General features: G+C 70.7%; 17 protein-coding genes. 7 read left to right on the forward strand and 10 right to left on the reverse strand.

The annotated features are described in order from the left end of the window. Positions 1 to 100: 100 nt before the first annotated feature. A complete protein-coding gene (locus ACWD0A_RS13405; protein ID WP_451297591.1) occupies positions 101 to 2,623 on the reverse strand; it encodes an FHA domain-containing protein in 2,523 nt (840 codons plus the stop codon). A gap of 309 nt (positions 2,624 to 2,932) precedes the next feature. Between ACWD0A_RS13405 and serB the strand changes: the two genes are divergently transcribed. Beyond that, complete coding sequence (gene serB / locus ACWD0A_RS13410; protein WP_451297593.1) at positions 2,933 to 4,159, forward strand: phosphoserine phosphatase SerB; 1,227 nt, start codon at positions 2,933 to 2,935, stop codon at positions 4,157 to 4,159. A gap of 65 nt (positions 4,160 to 4,224) precedes the next feature. Here the strand turns inward: serB and ACWD0A_RS13415 are convergent, their stop codons facing one another. The 4 genes from ACWD0A_RS13415 to ACWD0A_RS13430 all read right to left on the reverse strand — a co-directional run bounded on the left by ACWD0A_RS13415 (position 4,225) and on the right by ACWD0A_RS13430 (position 6,641). Beyond that, positions 4,225 to 4,776, reverse strand: a complete 552-nt coding sequence (locus tag ACWD0A_RS13415; RefSeq protein ID WP_451297595.1) for a SixA phosphatase family protein — start codon at positions 4,774 to 4,776, stop codon at positions 4,225 to 4,227. A gap of 72 nt (positions 4,777 to 4,848) precedes the next feature. Continuing rightward, positions 4,849 to 5,052: a hypothetical protein gene (locus ACWD0A_RS13420; RefSeq protein ID WP_451297597.1), complete on the reverse strand. Its 204-nt coding sequence runs from the start codon at positions 5,050 to 5,052 to the stop codon at positions 4,849 to 4,851. Between the two features lie 166 nt (positions 5,053 to 5,218). Beyond that, positions 5,219 to 5,335, reverse strand: a complete 117-nt coding sequence (locus tag ACWD0A_RS13425; protein WP_256355980.1) for an SGM_5486 family transporter-associated protein — start codon at positions 5,333 to 5,335, stop codon at positions 5,219 to 5,221. Positions 5,336 to 5,339: 4 nt separating this feature from the next. After that, positions 5,340 to 6,641, reverse strand: a complete 1,302-nt coding sequence (locus ACWD0A_RS13430) for a CynX/NimT family MFS transporter (protein WP_451297599.1) — start codon at positions 6,639 to 6,641, stop codon at positions 5,340 to 5,342. Positions 6,642 to 6,755: 114 nt separating this feature from the next. Between ACWD0A_RS13430 and ACWD0A_RS13435 the strand changes: the two genes are divergently transcribed. Continuing rightward, the gene (locus ACWD0A_RS13435) at positions 6,756 to 7,442 is read left to right on the forward strand and encodes a FadR/GntR family transcriptional regulator (RefSeq protein WP_451297601.1); all 687 of its coding nucleotides are present in this window, start codon (positions 6,756 to 6,758) and stop codon (positions 7,440 to 7,442) included. Here the strand turns inward: ACWD0A_RS13435 and ACWD0A_RS13440 are convergent. From ACWD0A_RS13440 to fabG, 3 genes are all read right to left on the reverse strand, one after another. After that, a complete protein-coding gene (locus tag ACWD0A_RS13440; RefSeq protein ID WP_451297603.1) occupies positions 7,405 to 7,788 on the reverse strand; it encodes a hypothetical protein in 384 nt (127 codons plus the stop codon). The two genes, ACWD0A_RS13435 and ACWD0A_RS13440, sit on opposite strands and share 38 nt — an antisense overlap. 179 nt (positions 7,789 to 7,967) lie before the next feature. Beyond that, entirely contained in the window at positions 7,968 to 8,735 is a 768-nt protein-coding gene (fabI, locus tag ACWD0A_RS13445) for an enoyl-ACP reductase FabI (RefSeq protein WP_307716158.1), read from the reverse strand. A 4-nt stretch (positions 8,736 to 8,739) separates the two neighbouring features. Next, on the reverse strand, positions 8,740 to 9,459 hold the full coding sequence (gene fabG / locus ACWD0A_RS13450; protein ID WP_307716157.1) for a 3-oxoacyl-[acyl-carrier-protein] reductase: 720 nt from the start codon (positions 9,457 to 9,459) through the stop codon (positions 8,740 to 8,742). A 208-nt stretch (positions 9,460 to 9,667) separates the two neighbouring features. Between fabG and ACWD0A_RS13455 the strand changes: the two genes are divergently transcribed. The 3 genes from ACWD0A_RS13455 to tyrS are packed head-to-tail and all read left to right on the forward strand — an operon-like array spanning position 9,668 to position 13,953. Next, entirely contained in the window at positions 9,668 to 11,230 is a 1,563-nt protein-coding gene (locus ACWD0A_RS13455; RefSeq protein ID WP_451297605.1) for a TldD/PmbA family protein, read from the forward strand. Then, positions 11,230 to 12,627: a metallopeptidase TldD-related protein gene (locus tag ACWD0A_RS13460; RefSeq protein WP_451297607.1), complete on the forward strand. Its 1,398-nt coding sequence runs from the start codon at positions 11,230 to 11,232 to the stop codon at positions 12,625 to 12,627. The genes ACWD0A_RS13455 and ACWD0A_RS13460 overlap by 1 nt, the downstream gene beginning before the upstream one ends. A 54-nt stretch (positions 12,628 to 12,681) precedes the next feature. Continuing rightward, complete coding sequence (gene tyrS / locus ACWD0A_RS13465; RefSeq protein WP_451297609.1) at positions 12,682 to 13,953, forward strand: tyrosine--tRNA ligase; 1,272 nt, start codon at positions 12,682 to 12,684, stop codon at positions 13,951 to 13,953. A 108-nt stretch (positions 13,954 to 14,061) separates the two neighbouring features. Here the strand turns inward: tyrS and ACWD0A_RS13470 are convergent, their stop codons facing one another. After that, positions 14,062 to 14,340: a GlsB/YeaQ/YmgE family stress response membrane protein gene (locus ACWD0A_RS13470; protein ID WP_451297612.1), complete on the reverse strand. Its 279-nt coding sequence runs from the start codon at positions 14,338 to 14,340 to the stop codon at positions 14,062 to 14,064. 223 nt (positions 14,341 to 14,563) lie between these two features. On the opposite strand from ACWD0A_RS13470, the gene ACWD0A_RS13475 reads away from it, so the two are divergent. Both ACWD0A_RS13475 and ACWD0A_RS13480 read left to right on the forward strand, forming a co-directional pair. Next, on the forward strand, positions 14,564 to 14,926 hold the full coding sequence (locus ACWD0A_RS13475) for a DUF3099 domain-containing protein (protein ID WP_451297864.1): 363 nt from the start codon (positions 14,564 to 14,566) through the stop codon (positions 14,924 to 14,926). Positions 14,927 to 15,117: 191 nt separating this feature from the next. Next, positions 15,118 to 15,360, forward strand: a complete 243-nt coding sequence (locus ACWD0A_RS13480; RefSeq protein ID WP_177148951.1) for a hypothetical protein — start codon at positions 15,118 to 15,120, stop codon at positions 15,358 to 15,360. Here ACWD0A_RS13480 and moaA read toward each other — a convergent pair. Beyond that, the gene (moaA, locus tag ACWD0A_RS13485; protein WP_307716151.1) at positions 15,343 to 16,332 is read right to left on the reverse strand and encodes a GTP 3',8-cyclase MoaA; all 990 of its coding nucleotides are present in this window, start codon (positions 16,330 to 16,332) and stop codon (positions 15,343 to 15,345) included. The genes ACWD0A_RS13480 and moaA overlap by 18 nt on opposite strands. Positions 16,333 to 16,364 lie beyond the last annotated feature (32 nt).

Consider the following 16,364-nt stretch of genomic DNA (forward strand, 5'->3'; position numbering starts at 1 on the left):
GCACTGCCGAGGCCACCGCGACGAGGCGGTAGCAGACATACGCCGAAGGGCGCACCCCGCGCGGGGTGCGCCCTTCGGCGTCGTCAGTGGACGTGTGCCGTCACTTGCGCATCACCTCGGGCTCGTGGCGGCGCAGCAGGCGCTGGACCACGAAGCCGCAGATGACGCCGATGGCGAGCAGGATGGTCATGTTCATGCCCCACTGGCCGGCCGTGTGCTCCCACAGCGGGTCCAGGTCGGTGGGGTTCTTCGGGTCCCACGGCGGCATGAGGTGCGCCAGGTCCAGCGTGGTGCCGGCGCCGGCGATGGCCCAGCGGGAGGGCATCAGCCAGGCGAACTGCTCCAGGCCGGGCGAGCCGTAGACCTGGAAGAGGATGCCGGTGAAGACGACCTGGACGATGGCGAACATGACCAGCAGCGGCATGGTCTTCTCGGCGGTCTTCACCAGCGAGGAGATGACCAGGCCGAACATCATCGAGGTGAAGCCGAGCGCGATGACGACGAGGCAGATCTCGACGGCCGGCGGCATGATCAGGCCCTCTTCGGGCAGCCTGCGGGTCGCGAAGCCGATGCCGCAGATGATGACGCCCTGCAGGGCGGTGATCAGGCCGAGGACGATGACCTTGGACATCAGGTACGCCGAGCGGGACAGGCCGGTCGCCCGCTCCCGTTCGTAGATGACCCGTTCCTTGATCAGCTCTCGTACGGAGTTCGCGGCGCCGGAGAAGCACATGCCGACCGCCAGGATCAGCATGATCGTGCCCGCGTCGCCGTTGAAGCGGGACCTGCCGTCGTCGGGGGCGGCCAGGCCGAAGTCGGCCGGGATGACGACGGAGACCAGGCCGAGGACGGCCGGCAGGATCACCATCAGGCCCATGAAGCCCTTGTCGGACGCGATCACCGACGAGTAGCGGCGGATCAGGGTCCACAGCTGGGAGCCCCAGCTCTGCGGCTTGGGCGGGTTCATCTGCTGCGGCGGCGGCATGTTGACCGCCTGCGGGGCGACGGCGTCGAGGTCGGCCGCGTACATCTGGTAGTGCTGCGAACCCCGCCAGCGGCCGGCCCAGTCGTAGTCGCGGTAGTTCTCGAACGCGGAGAACACGTCCGCCCACGTGGTGTAGCCGAAGAAGTTGAGCGCCTCCTCCGGCGGGCCGAAGTAGGCGACGGAGCCGCCGGGCGCCATGACGAGGAGCTTGTCGCACAGCTGGAGCTCGGCCACGGAGTGGGTGACCACCAGGACGGTGCGGCCGTCGTCGGCGAGGCCGCGCAGCAGCTGCATGACGTCGCGGTCCATGCCCGGGTCGAGGCCGGAGGTCGGCTCGTCCAGGAAGATCAGCGACGGCTTGGTCAGCAGCTCCAGGGCGACGGAGACGCGCTTGCGCTGACCGCCGGACAGGGAGGTGACCTTCTTGTCCTTGTGGATGTCGAGCTTGAGCTCGCGCAGCACCTCGTCGATGCGGGCCGCGCGCTCGGCCGGCGTGGTGTCCGCGGGGAAGCGGAGCTTGGCCGCGTACGTGAGCGCCTTCCGGACGGTCAGCTCCTTGTGCAGGATGTCGTCCTGCGGGACCAGACCGATGCGCTGGCGCAGCTCGGCGAACTGCTTGTAGAGACTGCGGTTGTCGTAGAGGACGTCGCCCTGGTTGGCGGGCCGGTAGCCGGTCAGCGCCTTGAGCAGGGTGGACTTTCCGGAGCCGGACGGGCCGATGACGCCGATCAGGGACTTCTCGGGGACGCCGAAGGAGACGTCGCGCAGGATCTGCTTGCCGCCGTCGACCGTGACGGTCAGGTGACGGGCGGAGAAGGAAACCTCACCGGTGTCGACGAACTCCTCGAGGCGGTCACCGACGAGCCGGAACGCGGAGTGACCGACACCGACGATGTCGTTCGGGCCGATGAGGACCGTGGACGACTTGGCGATCGGCTGGCCGTTGACGTACGTGCCGTTGTGGGAGCCGAGGTCGCGGATCTCGAAGCGGCCGTCGGGCGTCGCGACGAATTCGGCGTGGTGGCGCGAGACCTGCAGGTCGGAGACGACCAGCTCGTTCTCGAGCGCACGACCGATGCGCATCACGCGGCCGAGGGCCAGCTGGTGGAACGTCGTGGGGCTGCGGTCGCCGTAGACCGGCGGAGCGCCCTCGGCCTTCTGCACCCCCTGCTGGTGCGGGACCTGGGCCGGCGGCTGCGCCTGCGGGGCCGGCGGGTGCTGCCAGCCCTGCTGGGCAGCCTGCGGCGCCTGGCCCTGCGGCCAGCCCGGCTGCGGGGCCGGGGCCTGCTGGGCGGCGGCCTGCTGGGGGGCGGCGGCCTGGGCGCTGTAGGCGGCGGCAGCGGTGAGGCTGAGCCGCGGACCGTCGGTGGCGTTGCCCAGATGCACGGCCGAGCCGGCGCCGATCTCCATCTGGTGGATCCGCTGGCCCTGCACATAGGTGCCGTTGGTGCTGCCGTGGTCCTCGATGACCCAACTGCGCCCGCCCCAGCTGATCGTGGCGTGCCGCCACGAGACCCTGGCGTCGTCGATCACCAGGTCACCCTGCGGGTCGCGGCCGAGGGTGTACGACCTGGACGGATCGAGGGTCCAGGTCCTTCCGTTCAATTCCAGTACGAGTTCCGGCACTCCATGCCCCACTAGTTGTCCCCCGAGCTACCCCCGTTGCCGGGAGTCTAGGGATGGCGAACATCGTGGGGAACTATTTCAGGCCGGGGTCCGTATCCGAAACTCGGGCCTTGTAACGGCAGTGTTCGGTACGGAGTTGGGACCTTCGTGGCCGGTCGGGGACACCCCGCGGGGCGGCACATCGTCCGCACTGCCCGCGGACGGTGTTCAACAGTGCGTAACCATGACGAACCGGGGCGTAAGCGGCGTCCGGGGCGCGAGTGTCCGGCAGGCGGGACAGGAGGTGGGATCGCGCCCGCCGCCCGATACGGTGGTAGCACCATGAGCGCATCGCAGCCCCCTCTCGACACCGACATCCCGACCCTTCTCGTCAAGATCTTCGGGAAGGACCGTCCCGGCATCACGGCCGGGCTCTTCGAGACCCTCGCGGCCTACTCGGTCGACGTGATCGACATCGAGCAGGTTGTCTCTCGGGGACGCCTCGTCCTGTGCGTGCTCGTCACCGCGCCGACGGCCGGCGGTACGACGGAGGGCGAGCTGCGGGCGACCGTGCACAGCTGGGCCGAGGCCCTGAAGCTGCAGGCCGAGATCATCTCGGGTACGGGCGACAACCGGCCGCGCGGCAGCGGCCGTTCCCACGTGACCGTGCTCGGTCACCCGCTGACGGCCGAGGCCACGGCGGCCATAGCGGGCCGGATCAGCGGCATGGGAGCGAACATCGACCGCATCTTCCGGCTGGCGAAGTACCCCGTGACCGCCGTGGAATTCGCGGTGTCCGGCGTGGAGACCGAGCCGCTGCGCACCGCGCTGGCCACCGAGTCGCACGAGATCGGCGTCGACGTGGCCGTCGTGTCGGCGGGCCTGCACCGGCGGGCCCAGCGCCTGGTCGTGATGGACGTCGACTCCACGCTCATCCAGGACGAGGTCATCGAGCTGTTCGCGGCCCATGCGGGCTGCGAGGACGAGGTGGCCGCGGTGACGGCCGCGGCGATGCGCGGCGAGCTGGACTTCGAGCAGTCCCTGCACGCGCGGGTGGCGCTGCTGGAGGGCCTGGACGCGTCGGTCGTGGACAAGGTGCGTGCCGAGGTACGGCTCACGCCGGGGGCGCGGACCCTGATCCGTACGCTGAAGCGGCTCGGCTTCCAAGTGGGCGTCGTATCGGGTGGGTTCACCCAGGTCACCGACGATCTCAAGGAGCGCCTGGGCCTCGATTTCGCGTCGGCGAACACCTTGGAGATCAAGGACGGCAAGCTGACCGGCCGGGTCGTCGGCGACATCGTGGACCGGGCGGGCAAGGCGCGGCTGCTGCGCGCCTTCGCGGCCGAGGCCGGGGTGCCGCTGGCCCAGACGGTCGCGATCGGTGACGGTGCCAATGATCTGGACATGCTGAACGCCGCGGGGCTCGGGGTCGCGTTCAACGCCAAGCCCGTGGTCCGCAAGGCCGCGCACACCGCGGTCAACGTGCCCTTCCTGGACACGGTGCTGTATCTGCTGGGCGTCACCCGCGAAGAGGTCGAGGCCGCCGACGACGGCACCGAGGAGCACTGAGCGCGCGCTGCGCGATACGGAGGCCCCGGCGCACGGTGTGCGCCGGGGCCTCGCCGTTCCGGGGCTCAGTCGTGCGGGGTCCAGTAGTCGAGCAGCTTGCCCACACCGTGCTCCACCGACTTCCAGGAGCCGGTGAACGAGACGATGGCGAACGCCGAGGTCGGGAACCCGTCCTTGGTCATCCGGGCCAGGGCGTCACCCTCCGCACTGCCCGCGAGGGCGTCGGCGAGGGCGTGCATACCGGGGTTGTGGCCGATGACGAGCAGGTCGTCGACCTCGTCCGGGGTCTCGTTGAGCAGGGCGATGAGCTCTCCGAGGGAGGCGTCGTACAGCCGCTCCTCGTAGACCGTCTTCGGGCGGTGCGGCAGCTCGTGCACGGCGAGCTTCCATGTCTCACGGGTTCTGGTCGCGGTGGAGCACAGGGCCAGGTCGAAGGCGATACCGGTGTCGGCGAGCCTGCGGCCGGCCACGGGGGCGTCCTTGCGGCCGCGCTCTGCGAGCGGGCGATCGTGGTCGGACACCTGGGGCCAGTCGGCCTTCGCGTGCCGGAGGAGGACGATCCTGCGGGACTCGGAAGATCCGGGGGGAGTCCCCCCGGAGGACACAGCGGCGCTCATGCACCCCAGCTTCGCATGAAATCAGCCAACGGGCGCAGGGTGTTGACGCGCTCTCCCCCGAAGGGGAACGCGTCAGCGGACCAGGATCCGCAGGATCTGCCGCAGGAGGTCACCGGCCGCCGGATCGTCCCCGGCCGCGTGCGCGTCCCCGGGGACGGCGATGAGCGTCAGCAGTGCGGCGAAGGCGAGCACGGGCAGGACGAGGGCCCACCACGGCAGCCTGGCGACGACGCCCGTGGCCGGGGAGTGGGACCGGGTGTGCGTGTGGGCCGCCATGGCCGCCTCCGTCAGGTCCGAGGTCGAGTACCTCGAACGTACGGATCATGAAGCGCCGTGCCCATCCGGTGACCCACCCACTTCACCCTGAGCCCGACCCCCTAGGGGTCAGTGGTGCAGGCACCACCCCTTTTGCTCGCCACTTATGCGGCCGGGACCGGCCCTGTCACGGGGCCGCGACCGTGGCGATGATCGCGATCACCACGCCGATGAGAAGCATCGCGCCGAAGACTCCGAGGAGCTTCTTCTGGCCGTTCTGGGGGTTCGGGTCGAGCACTGGCATGGGATCAGTCTCGCACCCGCGTCTCGTCCTCTATCGTCCGGTCCCGTCCTGCCATCACGCCCACGATCATCTGGGGCACCAGCAGGCCCGCCATCAGCCCCAGCGGCAGTGCCCAGCCGCCGCTGTGCTGGTAGAGCACGCCCACCAGCAGCGGGCCCGGGATGGAGATCAGGTAGCCGGTGGACTGGGCGAAGGCCGACAGCCGTACGACCCCGGCGCCCGTGCGCGAACGCATGCCGATCATGGTGAGGGCGAGCGGGAAGGCGCAGTTGGAGACGCCGAGCAGCAGCGCCCAGAGCCAGGCGCCCGCCACCGGCGCGAGGAGCAGGCCGAGGTAGCCGGCGAGTCCGCACACGCCCAGGGCGATGACGATCGGGCCCTGGTTCTTCATGCGGCCGGCGAGACGCGGGATGACGAAGGCGAGCGGCACGCCCATCACCATGGTGACGGCGAGGAGCACTCCCGCGGTGGAGGCCGAGACGCCCGCGTCGCGGAAGATCTGCGGCATCCAGCCCATCGTGATGTACGCGCCGGTGGCCTGGAGCCCGAAGAAGCAGCCGAGGGCCCATGCGGTGGGGCTGCGGGTCACGCGGGGCGCGGGGACGTTCTCGGCGGCTGCCGCACCGGCGGCGTACGGGCGTGCGCGGTCCCGGTCGCGCACCAGGCCGATCCAGGGCAGTACGGCCACCGCGGCGACCGCGGCCCACACCGCGAGCCCGACGCGCCAGCTGCCGCCCAGGGCCTGGGTGACGGGCACGGTCGCGGCGGCGGCGAGCGACGTGCCGAGCGCCAGGGCCATGGAGTAGAGGCCGGTCATCGAGCCGACCCGGTCGGGGAAGTACCGCTTGACGATCACCGGCATGAGGACGTTGCTGACGGCGATGCCCATGAGCGCGAGCGCGCTGGCCGCGAGGAAGCCCGGCGTGCCGCCCGCGAACGGACGGACCAGGAGCCCGGCGGCGATGGCCGCCATGCCGGCGCAGACGACGACGGCGGGTCCGAAGCGGCGGGCCAGCCGGGGGGCGGCGACGCCGAACACGGCGAAGCACAGCGGCGGTACGGACGTGAGGAGTCCGGCGACGCTGCCGCTCATGTGGAGCCCGACGCGCGCCTCTTCGAGGAGGGCGCCGAGGCTCGTGATCGCGGGCCGCAGGTTGAGGGCGGCGAGGACGATGCCGACGACGACGAGCCGGGTGGTCCACACCGCGCGCCGCGCCGCGGCCTCCGGCGCGGCGGCTTCCAGGGCTGCGGCGGAGAAGGGGAGCGCCGTGGCGGCATGGCGGAGGGTCCGGGTCTCGTCGGGCATAGGACCATCATAGAATCATGGGATGATTGGTTGTCCAATCCCGTACGGACCGGGTTCCCCGTGGCCGGGTCCGCGTACGACCATGAGTGGGCGACTTCCACGACAAGGAGCACCATGGCGCTGTCCTCTCCCCGGCGTTCCGCGCTCTCGGACCAGGTGATCGCCGAGCTGCGGAACCAGATCACCTCGGGCGAGTGGCCGGTCGGCTCGCGTATCCCGACCGAACCGGAACTGGTCGAGCAGCTGGGCGTGGCCCGCAACACCGTCCGTGAGGCGGTGCGCGCGCTCGCCCACAACGGCCTCCTGGACATCCGCCAGGGCTCGGGCACCTATGTGATCGCCACCAGCGAGCTGGCCGGCGTGATGCACCGCCGGTTCGCCGGCGCCGACCCCCGTCATGTCGCCGAGCTGCGCTCCACGCTGGAGTCGGCGGCGGCCCGGCTCGCCGCCGAGCGGCGCACCGCGAAGGACCTCAAGCAGCTGGACACGCTGCTGGCCCGCCGCGAGGAGGCGTGGGCGTCGGGCGACGCGGAGCAGTTCGTCACGGCCGACGGGACCTTCCACCTGGCCGTGGTGGCCGCCTCCCACAACGAGGTCATGACCGAGCTGTACGCGGACCTGGCGGACCTGCTGCGCGACTGGCTGCGCGGCGACGTCGGCGGCGAGCTGCGCGAGGAGAACTACATGGACCACGCGCGGATGGTGGAGGCGATCCGGGCCGGGGACGGCGAGGCAGCCGCCGCGGAGGCGGCGGGCTACCCGTTCATGTGCCTGCGGCGGCCCGCTGCGGCCGGTGGCTGATCCAGGCGGCCCGGATCTCCTTCCAGCAGCGCTGGGTGAGCTCCGCGTACCCGGCGGGGCGCAGCTCGACCGGCACCGAGTCGGCGTCGACGTCCCACCAGCGTGCGCACTCGACGTGCAGCTGCACGCGGTCGGCGGCGGGATAGGGGTTGTGGCAGTAGGCGGTGACCTTGGAGCCCTCGATCACCGTGCCGCAGTCGGCCCGGTAGTCGGGGGGCTGCTCCCGCGTGTGCTGCCGGAGGCTCTGCCGTTCCTGACGACTGCCGGTCTGGGACGCCGTCGGTGTCGCCCACAGCAGGACCGTCACTGTGGCGAGTACGGCGGCTTGACGCCAGTTCGTACGCACAAGCAGTACCCCCTCGGCCGAACTGCGGCGCGAGCGCCGCAAAAGCACCACAAGGAAGAGTTGCCCCTCCAGCATCACCGCGGCCCGGTCGCACCGCCCACCCGTAGGGCCGAACGGGCGACGCCCCGCCCCCCGCGCGGTGCGGGGAACGGGGCGTCGCTCTTGTACGTCGTGCCTGGTCAGGCGCCCATGATGTGCACGCCGCCGTCGACGTGGACGATCTCACCGGTGGTCTTCGGGAAGAAGTCCGAGAGCAGGGCGACCACACCGCGGCCGGCCGGCTCCGGGTCGGACATGTCCCACTGGAGCGGGGAGCGCTCGTCCCAGACCTTCGCGAGGTCCGAGAAGCCCGGGATGGACTTGGCGGCCATCGAGCCGAGCGGGCCCGCCGAGATCAGGTTGCAGCGCACGTTCTGCTTGCCCAGGTCACGGGCGAGGTAGCGGCTGGTGGCCTCCAGCGCGGCCTTGGCCGGGCCCATCCAGTCGTACTGCGGCCAGGCGAACTGCGCGTCGAAGGTCAGGCCGACGACCGAGCCGCCGTTCTGCATCAGCGGCAGGCAGGCCATGGTCAGCGACTTCAGCGAGAACGCCGAGACGTGCATCGCGGTCGACACGGACTCGAACGGCGTGTTGAGGAAGTTGCCGCCGAGCGCGTCCTGCGGGGCGAAGCCGATGGAGTGGACGACGCCGTCGAGGCCGCCGAGCTCCTCGCGCACCACGTCCTCGACGCGGGCCAAGTGCTCGTCGTTGGTGACGTCGAGCTCGATGACCTTGGCCGGCTTCGGCAGCTTCTTGGCGATGCGCTCGGTCAGGGTGGGCCGCGGGAAGGCCGTGAGGATGATCTCGGCGCCCTGCTCCTGGGCCACCTTCGCGGTGTGGAAGGCGATGGAGGACTCCATCAGCACACCGGTGATCAGGACGCGCTTGCCCTCGAGAATTCCGCTCATGTGATCAGTGACCCATGCCCAATCCGCCGTCGACGGGAATGACGGCTCCAGTGATGTACGAGGCGTCGTCGGAGGCGAGGAAGCGCACGGTGGCCGCGATCTCCTCCGGCTGCGCGTAACGGCCGAGGGGTACCTGGGAGACGATCCCGGCGCGCTGCTCGTCCGTGAGCGCCTGGGTCATGTCGGTGTCGACAAAGCCGGGCGCGACGACGTTGAAAGTGATGTTGCGCGAGCCGAGCTCACGCGCGAGGGAGCGGGCGAAGCCCACGAGACCGGCCTTGGAGGCCGCGTAGTTGGCCTGCCCGGCGGAGCCCAGCAGCCCCACGACGGAGGAGATCAGGACGACGCGGCCCCTCTTGGCGCGGAGCATGCCGCGGTTGGCGCGCTTCACGACGCGGAAGGTGCCGGTGAGGTTGGTGTCCAGGACGGAGGTGAAGTCCTCCTCCGACATGCGCATCAGCAGCTGGTCCTTGGTGATGCCGGCGTTGGCCACCAGCACCTCGACGGGACCGTGCTTCTCCTCGATCTCCTTGTACGCCTGCTCCACCTGCTCGGCGTCGGTGATGTCGCACTTGACCGCCAGGCAGCCCAGCTCCGCGAGGGCAGCCGGAGGCTCCCCCGAGCGGTAGGTGATCGCGACGTTGTCGCCGTTCTCGGCGAACGCGCGGGCGATGGCGAGGCCGATGCCCCGGTTTCCTCCGGTGACGAGAACCGAGCGGCTCAACGGATCACCCTTTCCCTATGCGGTCTGGTACGTCTGCAAACTATCGGTACGGCACGGCGTACGGAGAATCGGGGCCTGACAGCGCCTTCCACCCGTCGCTGTCGGATCCCTACAGAAACTCCCCGCAAAGCCCCCGCGCAAAGTCCCTTCGAAGGCAACGAGCCACCGTCCCTCCGAACTGGCTGGCGAGGGGCCCGTCCGGCGCGACATGATCGGGGCGACCACGTCTCGACGACAGGAGACATCCGTGCCTCATTCCATCGACGCGGCCTTCACGGCGCTGCCGCTGCGGGCGCTCGCCGACGCGGCGCTCGCCCGGGCGCGTGCGCTCGGCGCCGAGCACGCCGACTTCCGCCTGGAGCGCGTCCGCAGCGCCTCGTGGCGGCTGCGGGACGCCAAACCCGCCGGATCGTCCGACTCCACGGACCTCGGGTACGCGGTGCGGGTGGTGCACGGCGGCGCCTGGGGGTTCGCCTCCGGTGTCGACATGACCATGGACGCCGCGGCCAGGGTGGCCGGGCAGGCGGTGGCCATGGCGAAGCTGTCCGCGAAGGTGATCGCGGCGGCGGGCTCGGACGAGCGCGTGGAGCTGGCGGACGAGCCGGTGCACGCGGAGAAGACCTGGGTCTCCTCGTACGAGGTCAACCCCTTCGATGTGCCGGGCGAGGACAAGAGCGCGCTGCTCGCCGACTGGAGCTCCCGGCTGCTGCGGGCGGCGGGTGTGGCACATGTGGACGCCTCGCTGCTGACCGTGCAGGAGAACAAGTTCTACGCGGACACCGCGGGGACGGTCACCACGCAGCAGCGGGTACGGCTGCACCCGCAGCTCACGGCGGTCGCCGTCGACGAGACGACCGGCGAGTTCGACTCCATGCGCACCATCGCGCCGCCCGTCGGACGCGGCTGGGAGTACCTGACCGGCACCGGCTGGGACTGGGACTCGGAGCTGGAGCGCATCCCGGAGCTGCTCGCGGAGAAGATGCGCGCGCCGAGCGTCGAGGCCGGGCGCTACGACCTGGTCGTCGACCCGTCGAACCTGTGGCTGACGATCCACGAGTCGATCGGCCACGCCACGGAGCTGGACCGCGCGCTCGGCTACGAGGCGGCCTACGCGGGGACGTCGTTCGCGACCTTCGACCAGCTCGGAGAGCTGGCGTACGGCTCCTCCGTGATGAACGTGACCGGTGACCGGACCGCCGAGCACGGGCTGGCGACGATCGGGTACGACGACGAGGGCGTCGAGGCGCAGAGCTGGGATCTGGTCAGGGACGGCACGCTGGTGGGCTACCAGCTGGACCGGCGCATCGCGAAGCTGACGGGCCTCGGCCGCTCCAACGGCTGCGCCTTCGCCGACTCGCCCGCCCATGTGCCGGTGCAGCGGATGGCGAACGTGTCCCTCGAGCCGGACCCGGGAGGTCTGTCGACGGAGGACCTGATCGGCGGGGTGGAGCACGGGATCTACGTGGTCGGCGACCGGTCGTGGTCGATCGACATGCAGCGCTACAACTTCCAGTTCACCGGTCAGCGGTTCTTCCGCATCGAGAACGGCCGGCTGGCCGGTCAGCTGAGGGACGTCGCCTACCAGGCGACGACGACCGAGTTCTGGGGCTCGATGGAGCAGGTCGGCGGGCCGCAGACATACGTGCTGGGCGGCGCCTTCAACTGCGGCAAGGCCCAGCCGGGCCAGGTCGCTGCGGTCTCCCACGGCTGCCCCTCCGCCCTCTTCCGGGGCGTCAACATTCTGAACACGACGCAGGAGGCAGGACGCTGATGTCGCAGAGTCACGTGACCCCGCCGCACGAGATCGTCGAGCGGGCGCTGGAACTGTCGACGGCCGACGGTTGCGTCGTCATCGCCGACGAGCACTCCTCGGCGAATCTTCGCTGGGCCGGCAACGCGCTGACCACCAACGGCGTGACCCGCGGCCGTACCCTCACCGTCGTCGCCACGGTCGACGGCTCCGAGGGCACGGCGTCCGGCGTGGTCTCGCAGTCCGCCGTGACCGCCGACGACCTGGAGCGGCTGGTGCGCGCCGCGGAGGACGCCGCGCGGTCCGCCGGGCCGGCCGAGGACGCCCGGCCGCTGGTCGAGGGCGTGGCCCCCTCCCCCGACTTCACGGACGCGCCGGCGGAGACGTCGTCGGCGGTGTTCGGGGACTTCGCACCGGCGCTCGGCGAGGCGTTCGCCCGGGCCCGCGCGGGCGGGCGGGAGCTGTACGGCTTCGCCAACCACGAGCTCACCTCGACGTACCTCGGCACGTCGACGGGGCTGCGGCTGCGCCACGACCAGCCGACCGGCACGCTGGAGCTCAACGCCAAGTCGCCCGACCGCATGCGCTCGGCCTGGGAGGGCCGTTCCACGCGGGACTTCAAGGACGTGGACCCGGCGGCGCTGGACGCCGGGCTGGCGGAGCGGCTCGGCTGGGCGGAGCGCCGCTTCGACCTGCCGGCCGGCCGCTACGAGACGCTGCTGCCGCCGACCGCCGTGGCCGACCTGCTGATCTACCAGATGTGGTCGTCGACGGGCCGGGACGCGGCGGAGGGCCGTACGGTCTTCTCCAAGCCCGGCGGCGGCACCCGTATCGGCGAAGCGCTGTCCTCGCTGCCGATGACGCTGCGCAGCGATCCGCACGAGCCCGGGCTGGAGGCGGCGCCCTTCGTGATCGCGCACTCGTCCGGCGACGACGCCTCGGTGTTCGACAACGGTCTGCCGCTGTCGCCGACGGACTGGGTGCGTGACGGGAAGCTGGAACACCTGATCACGACCCGGCACAGCGCCGGTCTGACCGGGCTGCCGGTCGCGCCGGGGACGGACAACCTGATCCTGGACGCGGGCGGCGAGCGCTCCCTGGCGGAGATGGTGTCATCCACCGAGCGCGGTCTGCTGCTGACCTGCCTCTGGTACATCCGCGAGGTCGACCCCGCGACGCTGCTGCTGACCGGCCTGACCAGGGACGGCGTGTACCTGGTGGAGAACGGCGAAGTCGTGGGCGAGGTGAACAACTTCCGCTTCAACGAGTCGCCCGTCGACCTGCTGGGGCGCGCGACGGAGGCCGGACGGACGGAGAAGACGCTGCCGCGCGAATGGGGCGACTGGTTCACCCGGGCCGCGATGCCGGCGCTGCGGGTGCCGGACTTCAACATGAGCTCGGTCAGCCGGGGCGTGTGACCGGCCTAGACTGGCTCCCACCGATCCATTCACGTACGAGGAGACGGAAGAACCGTGACGGACATCGTCGACGAGCTGAAGTGGCGCGGGCTGATCGCCCAGTCCACTGACGAGGACGCTTTGCGCAAGGCGCTCGCGGACGGTCCCGTCACCTTCTATTGCGGCTTCGACCCGACCGCGGCGAGCCTCCACGTCGGGCACCTGGTGCAGGTGCTCACCGTGCGCCGGCTCCAGCTGGCCGGGCACCGGCCGCTGGCGCTGGTGGGCGGGGCCACGGGTCAGATCGGTGACCCGCGGCCCACCGCCGAGCGCACGCTGAACGATCCGGAGACGATCGCGCAGTGGGTCAACCGGCTGCGTGCGCAGATCGAGCCGTACCTCTCCTTCGAGGGCGACAACGCCGCGATCATGGTGAACAACCTGGACTGGACCGCGGGCATGTCCGCGATCGAGTTCCTGCGGGACATCGGCAAGCACTTCCGCGTCAACAAGATGCTCACCAAGGACTCCGTCGCCCGGCGCCTGGAGTCCGAACAGGGCATCAGCTACACGGAGTTCAGCTACCAGCTGCTGCAGGGCATGGACTTCCTGGAGCTGTACCGGCGGTACGGCTGCACCCTGCAGCAGGGCGGCAGCGACCAGTGGGGCAACCTCACGGCGGGCCTGGACCTGATCCACCGTCTGGAGCCCGACGCCGAGGTGCACGCACTGGCCACCCCGCTGATGACCAAGGCGGACGGCACCAAGTTCGGCAAGTCGGAGACCGGCACGCTCTGGCTCGACCCGGAGATGACCACGCCGTACGCGTTCTACCAGTTCTGGCTGAACACGGACGACCGGGACATCAACCGGTACCTGCGCGTCCTCAGCTTCAAGAGCCGCGAGGAGCTCGAGGAGCTGGAGAAGCAGACCGCGGAGCGTCCGCAGGCCCGTGCCGCGCAGCGCGCGCTGGCCGAGGAGCTGACGACCCTGGTGCACGGCGCCGACCAGTGCGCAGCGGTGATCAACGCGTCCAAGGCGCTGTTCGGACAGGGCGAGCTCGCCGAGCTCGACGAGCCGACGCTGCGGGCGGCGCTGTCGGAGCTGCCTCAGGCGCGGGTCACAGAGCTCGCCCCGGTCGTCGACCTGTTCGCCGAGGTGGGCCTGGTCGCCAGCAAGTCGGCCGCCCGGCGCACGGTGAAGGAGGGCGGCGCCTACGTGAACAACGTGAAGGTCACCGCCGAGGACGCCGTGGCGACGCCGGAGGAGCTGCTGCACGGGCGCTGGCTGGTGCTGCGCCGCGGCAAGAAGAACCTGGCCGCGGTCGAGGTCGTCACGGCGGGCTGACCGGGCAGGACGGACGACGGCGGCGGCCGGGCGGCTCTGTGCCCCCGGCCGCCGCCGTCGTCGTCCGTGGATCCGGTTACGCCGTCGTCCCGTTGCGGCGTCGGCCCGTCACGCGCGCCGTTTCCTGCCGCCGCGGGCCGCGGTGTACGCCATGTCGCCCAGGAACACGATGACGATGGCCGCCGCGAGCTGAAGCACGTGCCGGCCCCAGTCGATGCCAGGGGTCTCCTGGATGCCGAAGCCCCGGGCGACGGCGTTGCCGATGACGGCTCCGATGATGCCGAAGATGGTGGTCAGCCAGAGAGGACTGTGCTGCTTGCCCGGGATGACCGCCTTCGCGATCAGGCCGAGCACGAATCCCACGACGATCGCCCACAACCAGCCCATGGCTGCCTCCTTGTACGGCTCCCAACGAGCAGTTACGCCTGCCAGTCTCGGCCCGTGGGCCGTACGGCGCATGTCGGAGACACCCATACGCGTCCCGGCGCAGACAGGGCACGCAGACCGGCGGCGACCCGCACTCGAAGGCGGCGCAGTCGCGGCGTACCGTTGATGTGGTCAGCGCGGGATGTCCGGGATCGTCCGGCGCGGGATTCGGGTGGTGGAGCAGATGCGCAGGCGGGGCGGCACGGAGGTCTTCCGGATCACGGGGGCCCGGCAGGGGCTCGCCGACGATGTCCGCGGTCGGCAGCGGCGCTACGTGATCTCGATGTCGGTGCGCACGGTGTCGGTGATCCTGGCCGCGGTCCTGTGGAACGTGGAACGTCATGTGGCCGTCGTCGCCCTGGTGCTCGGCGTTGTCCTGCCGTACATCTCCGTGGTCATCGCCAATGCGGGCCGGGAGAACGCGCCGTCTCTGCCGTCGACGCTCGTCCCCCCGCCGTCGCGACCCATGATCGAGCCGCCGCCCGAGGACTCCACGACGGTCGGCGGATCTTCCCAGCAGGAGCGCCCCAAGTCCGAACAGGGCTGACGACGAGCGCCCGCGACGGGGTCCGCGAACCTCAGGAAAACCTCAGATCAATCATGAAGTTCCTGTGCCCGGGGGCCCGTTACCCGTGACATACTGCCTAGGCGCTCCGCATCCCCCGTCGGAGCGACGGACCGACGCCGGGCAGCTCCCCCCGTGGCTGCCCGGCGTCGCCATGCGGGGACAATGATCGGGTGAGTGACGAAACCCCGATCTGTTCCGCCAAGGGCTGCCGCGCCGACGCCGTCTGGGTCCTCGCGTGGAACAACCCGAAGCTGCACACCCCCGAGCGCCGCAAGACCTGGCTGGCCTGCGAGGAGCACCGGGAGCACCTGTCTCAGTTCCTCGGCGTACGCGGATTCCTCAAGGACGTCGTGACCCTGGAGGACTGGGAGCGCACGCAGCGGCCGGAGGGCGGATCAGCCGCCGATCGCTGACATGGGGCGCTCGGGCTGGAGGAACGAGGGGTCGTCCAGACCGGATCCGGCCTTCTTCCCCCACATCGCCAGCCGCCATATGCGGGCGATCTCCTCGTCCGGCGCGTCCGAGCGCAGCGCCGCCCGCAGGTCGGTCTCCTCGGTCGCGAACAGGCACGTGCGCACCTGGCCGTCCGCGGTGAGGCGGGTGCGGTCGCAGGCCCGGCAGAAGGGGCGGGTGACGGAGGCGATGACGCCGACGCGGTGCGATCCGCCGTCGACGACCCATCGCTCCGCGGGCGCGGAGCCGCGGGCGCTGTCGCCTTCGGGGGTGAGCGAGAAGCGCGTACGCAGAGAGGCGAGGATGTCACCCGCCGTGATCATCCCGTCGCGCTTCCAGCCGTGCTGGGCGTCCAGCGGCATCTGCTCGATGAACCGCAGCTCGTAGTCGTTCTCGACGGCCCAGGCGAGCAGGTCGGGGGCCTCGTCGTCGTTGAGCCCCGGCATGAGGACCGCGTTGACCTTGACCGGGGTGAGTCCGGCGGCGCGAGCGGCCTCGAGGCCGTCGAGGACGTCGTGGTGGCGGTCGCGGCGGGTGAGCGTCTTGAAGACGTCGGGGCGCAGGGTGTCGAGGGAGACGTTGACCCGGTCGAGGCCGGCGGTCTTGAGGGCCTCCGCGGTGCGCTTGAGCCCGATGCCGTTGGTCGTGAGGGACATCTTGGGACGGGGCTCGAGGGCGGCGACACGCTCGACGATGCCGACGAGGCCGGGGCGCAGCAGGGGCTCACCGCCGGTGAAGCGGACCTCGGTGATGCCGAGGTCGGTGACGGCGACGCGGATCAGGCGCACGATCTCGTCGTCGGTGAGCAGATCGGGCTTCTTCAGCCACTGCAGGCCCTCTTCGGGCATGCAGTACGTACATCGCAGGTTGCACCGGTCGGTCAAGGAAACCCGCAGGTCGGTAGCCACTCGGCCATAGGTGTCGATGAGCACTGTGGGCCCCCTCCCCATTCGCGGATCTGACT

It is taken from the genome of Streptomyces sp. NPDC002867 (genome assembly GCF_053591895.1).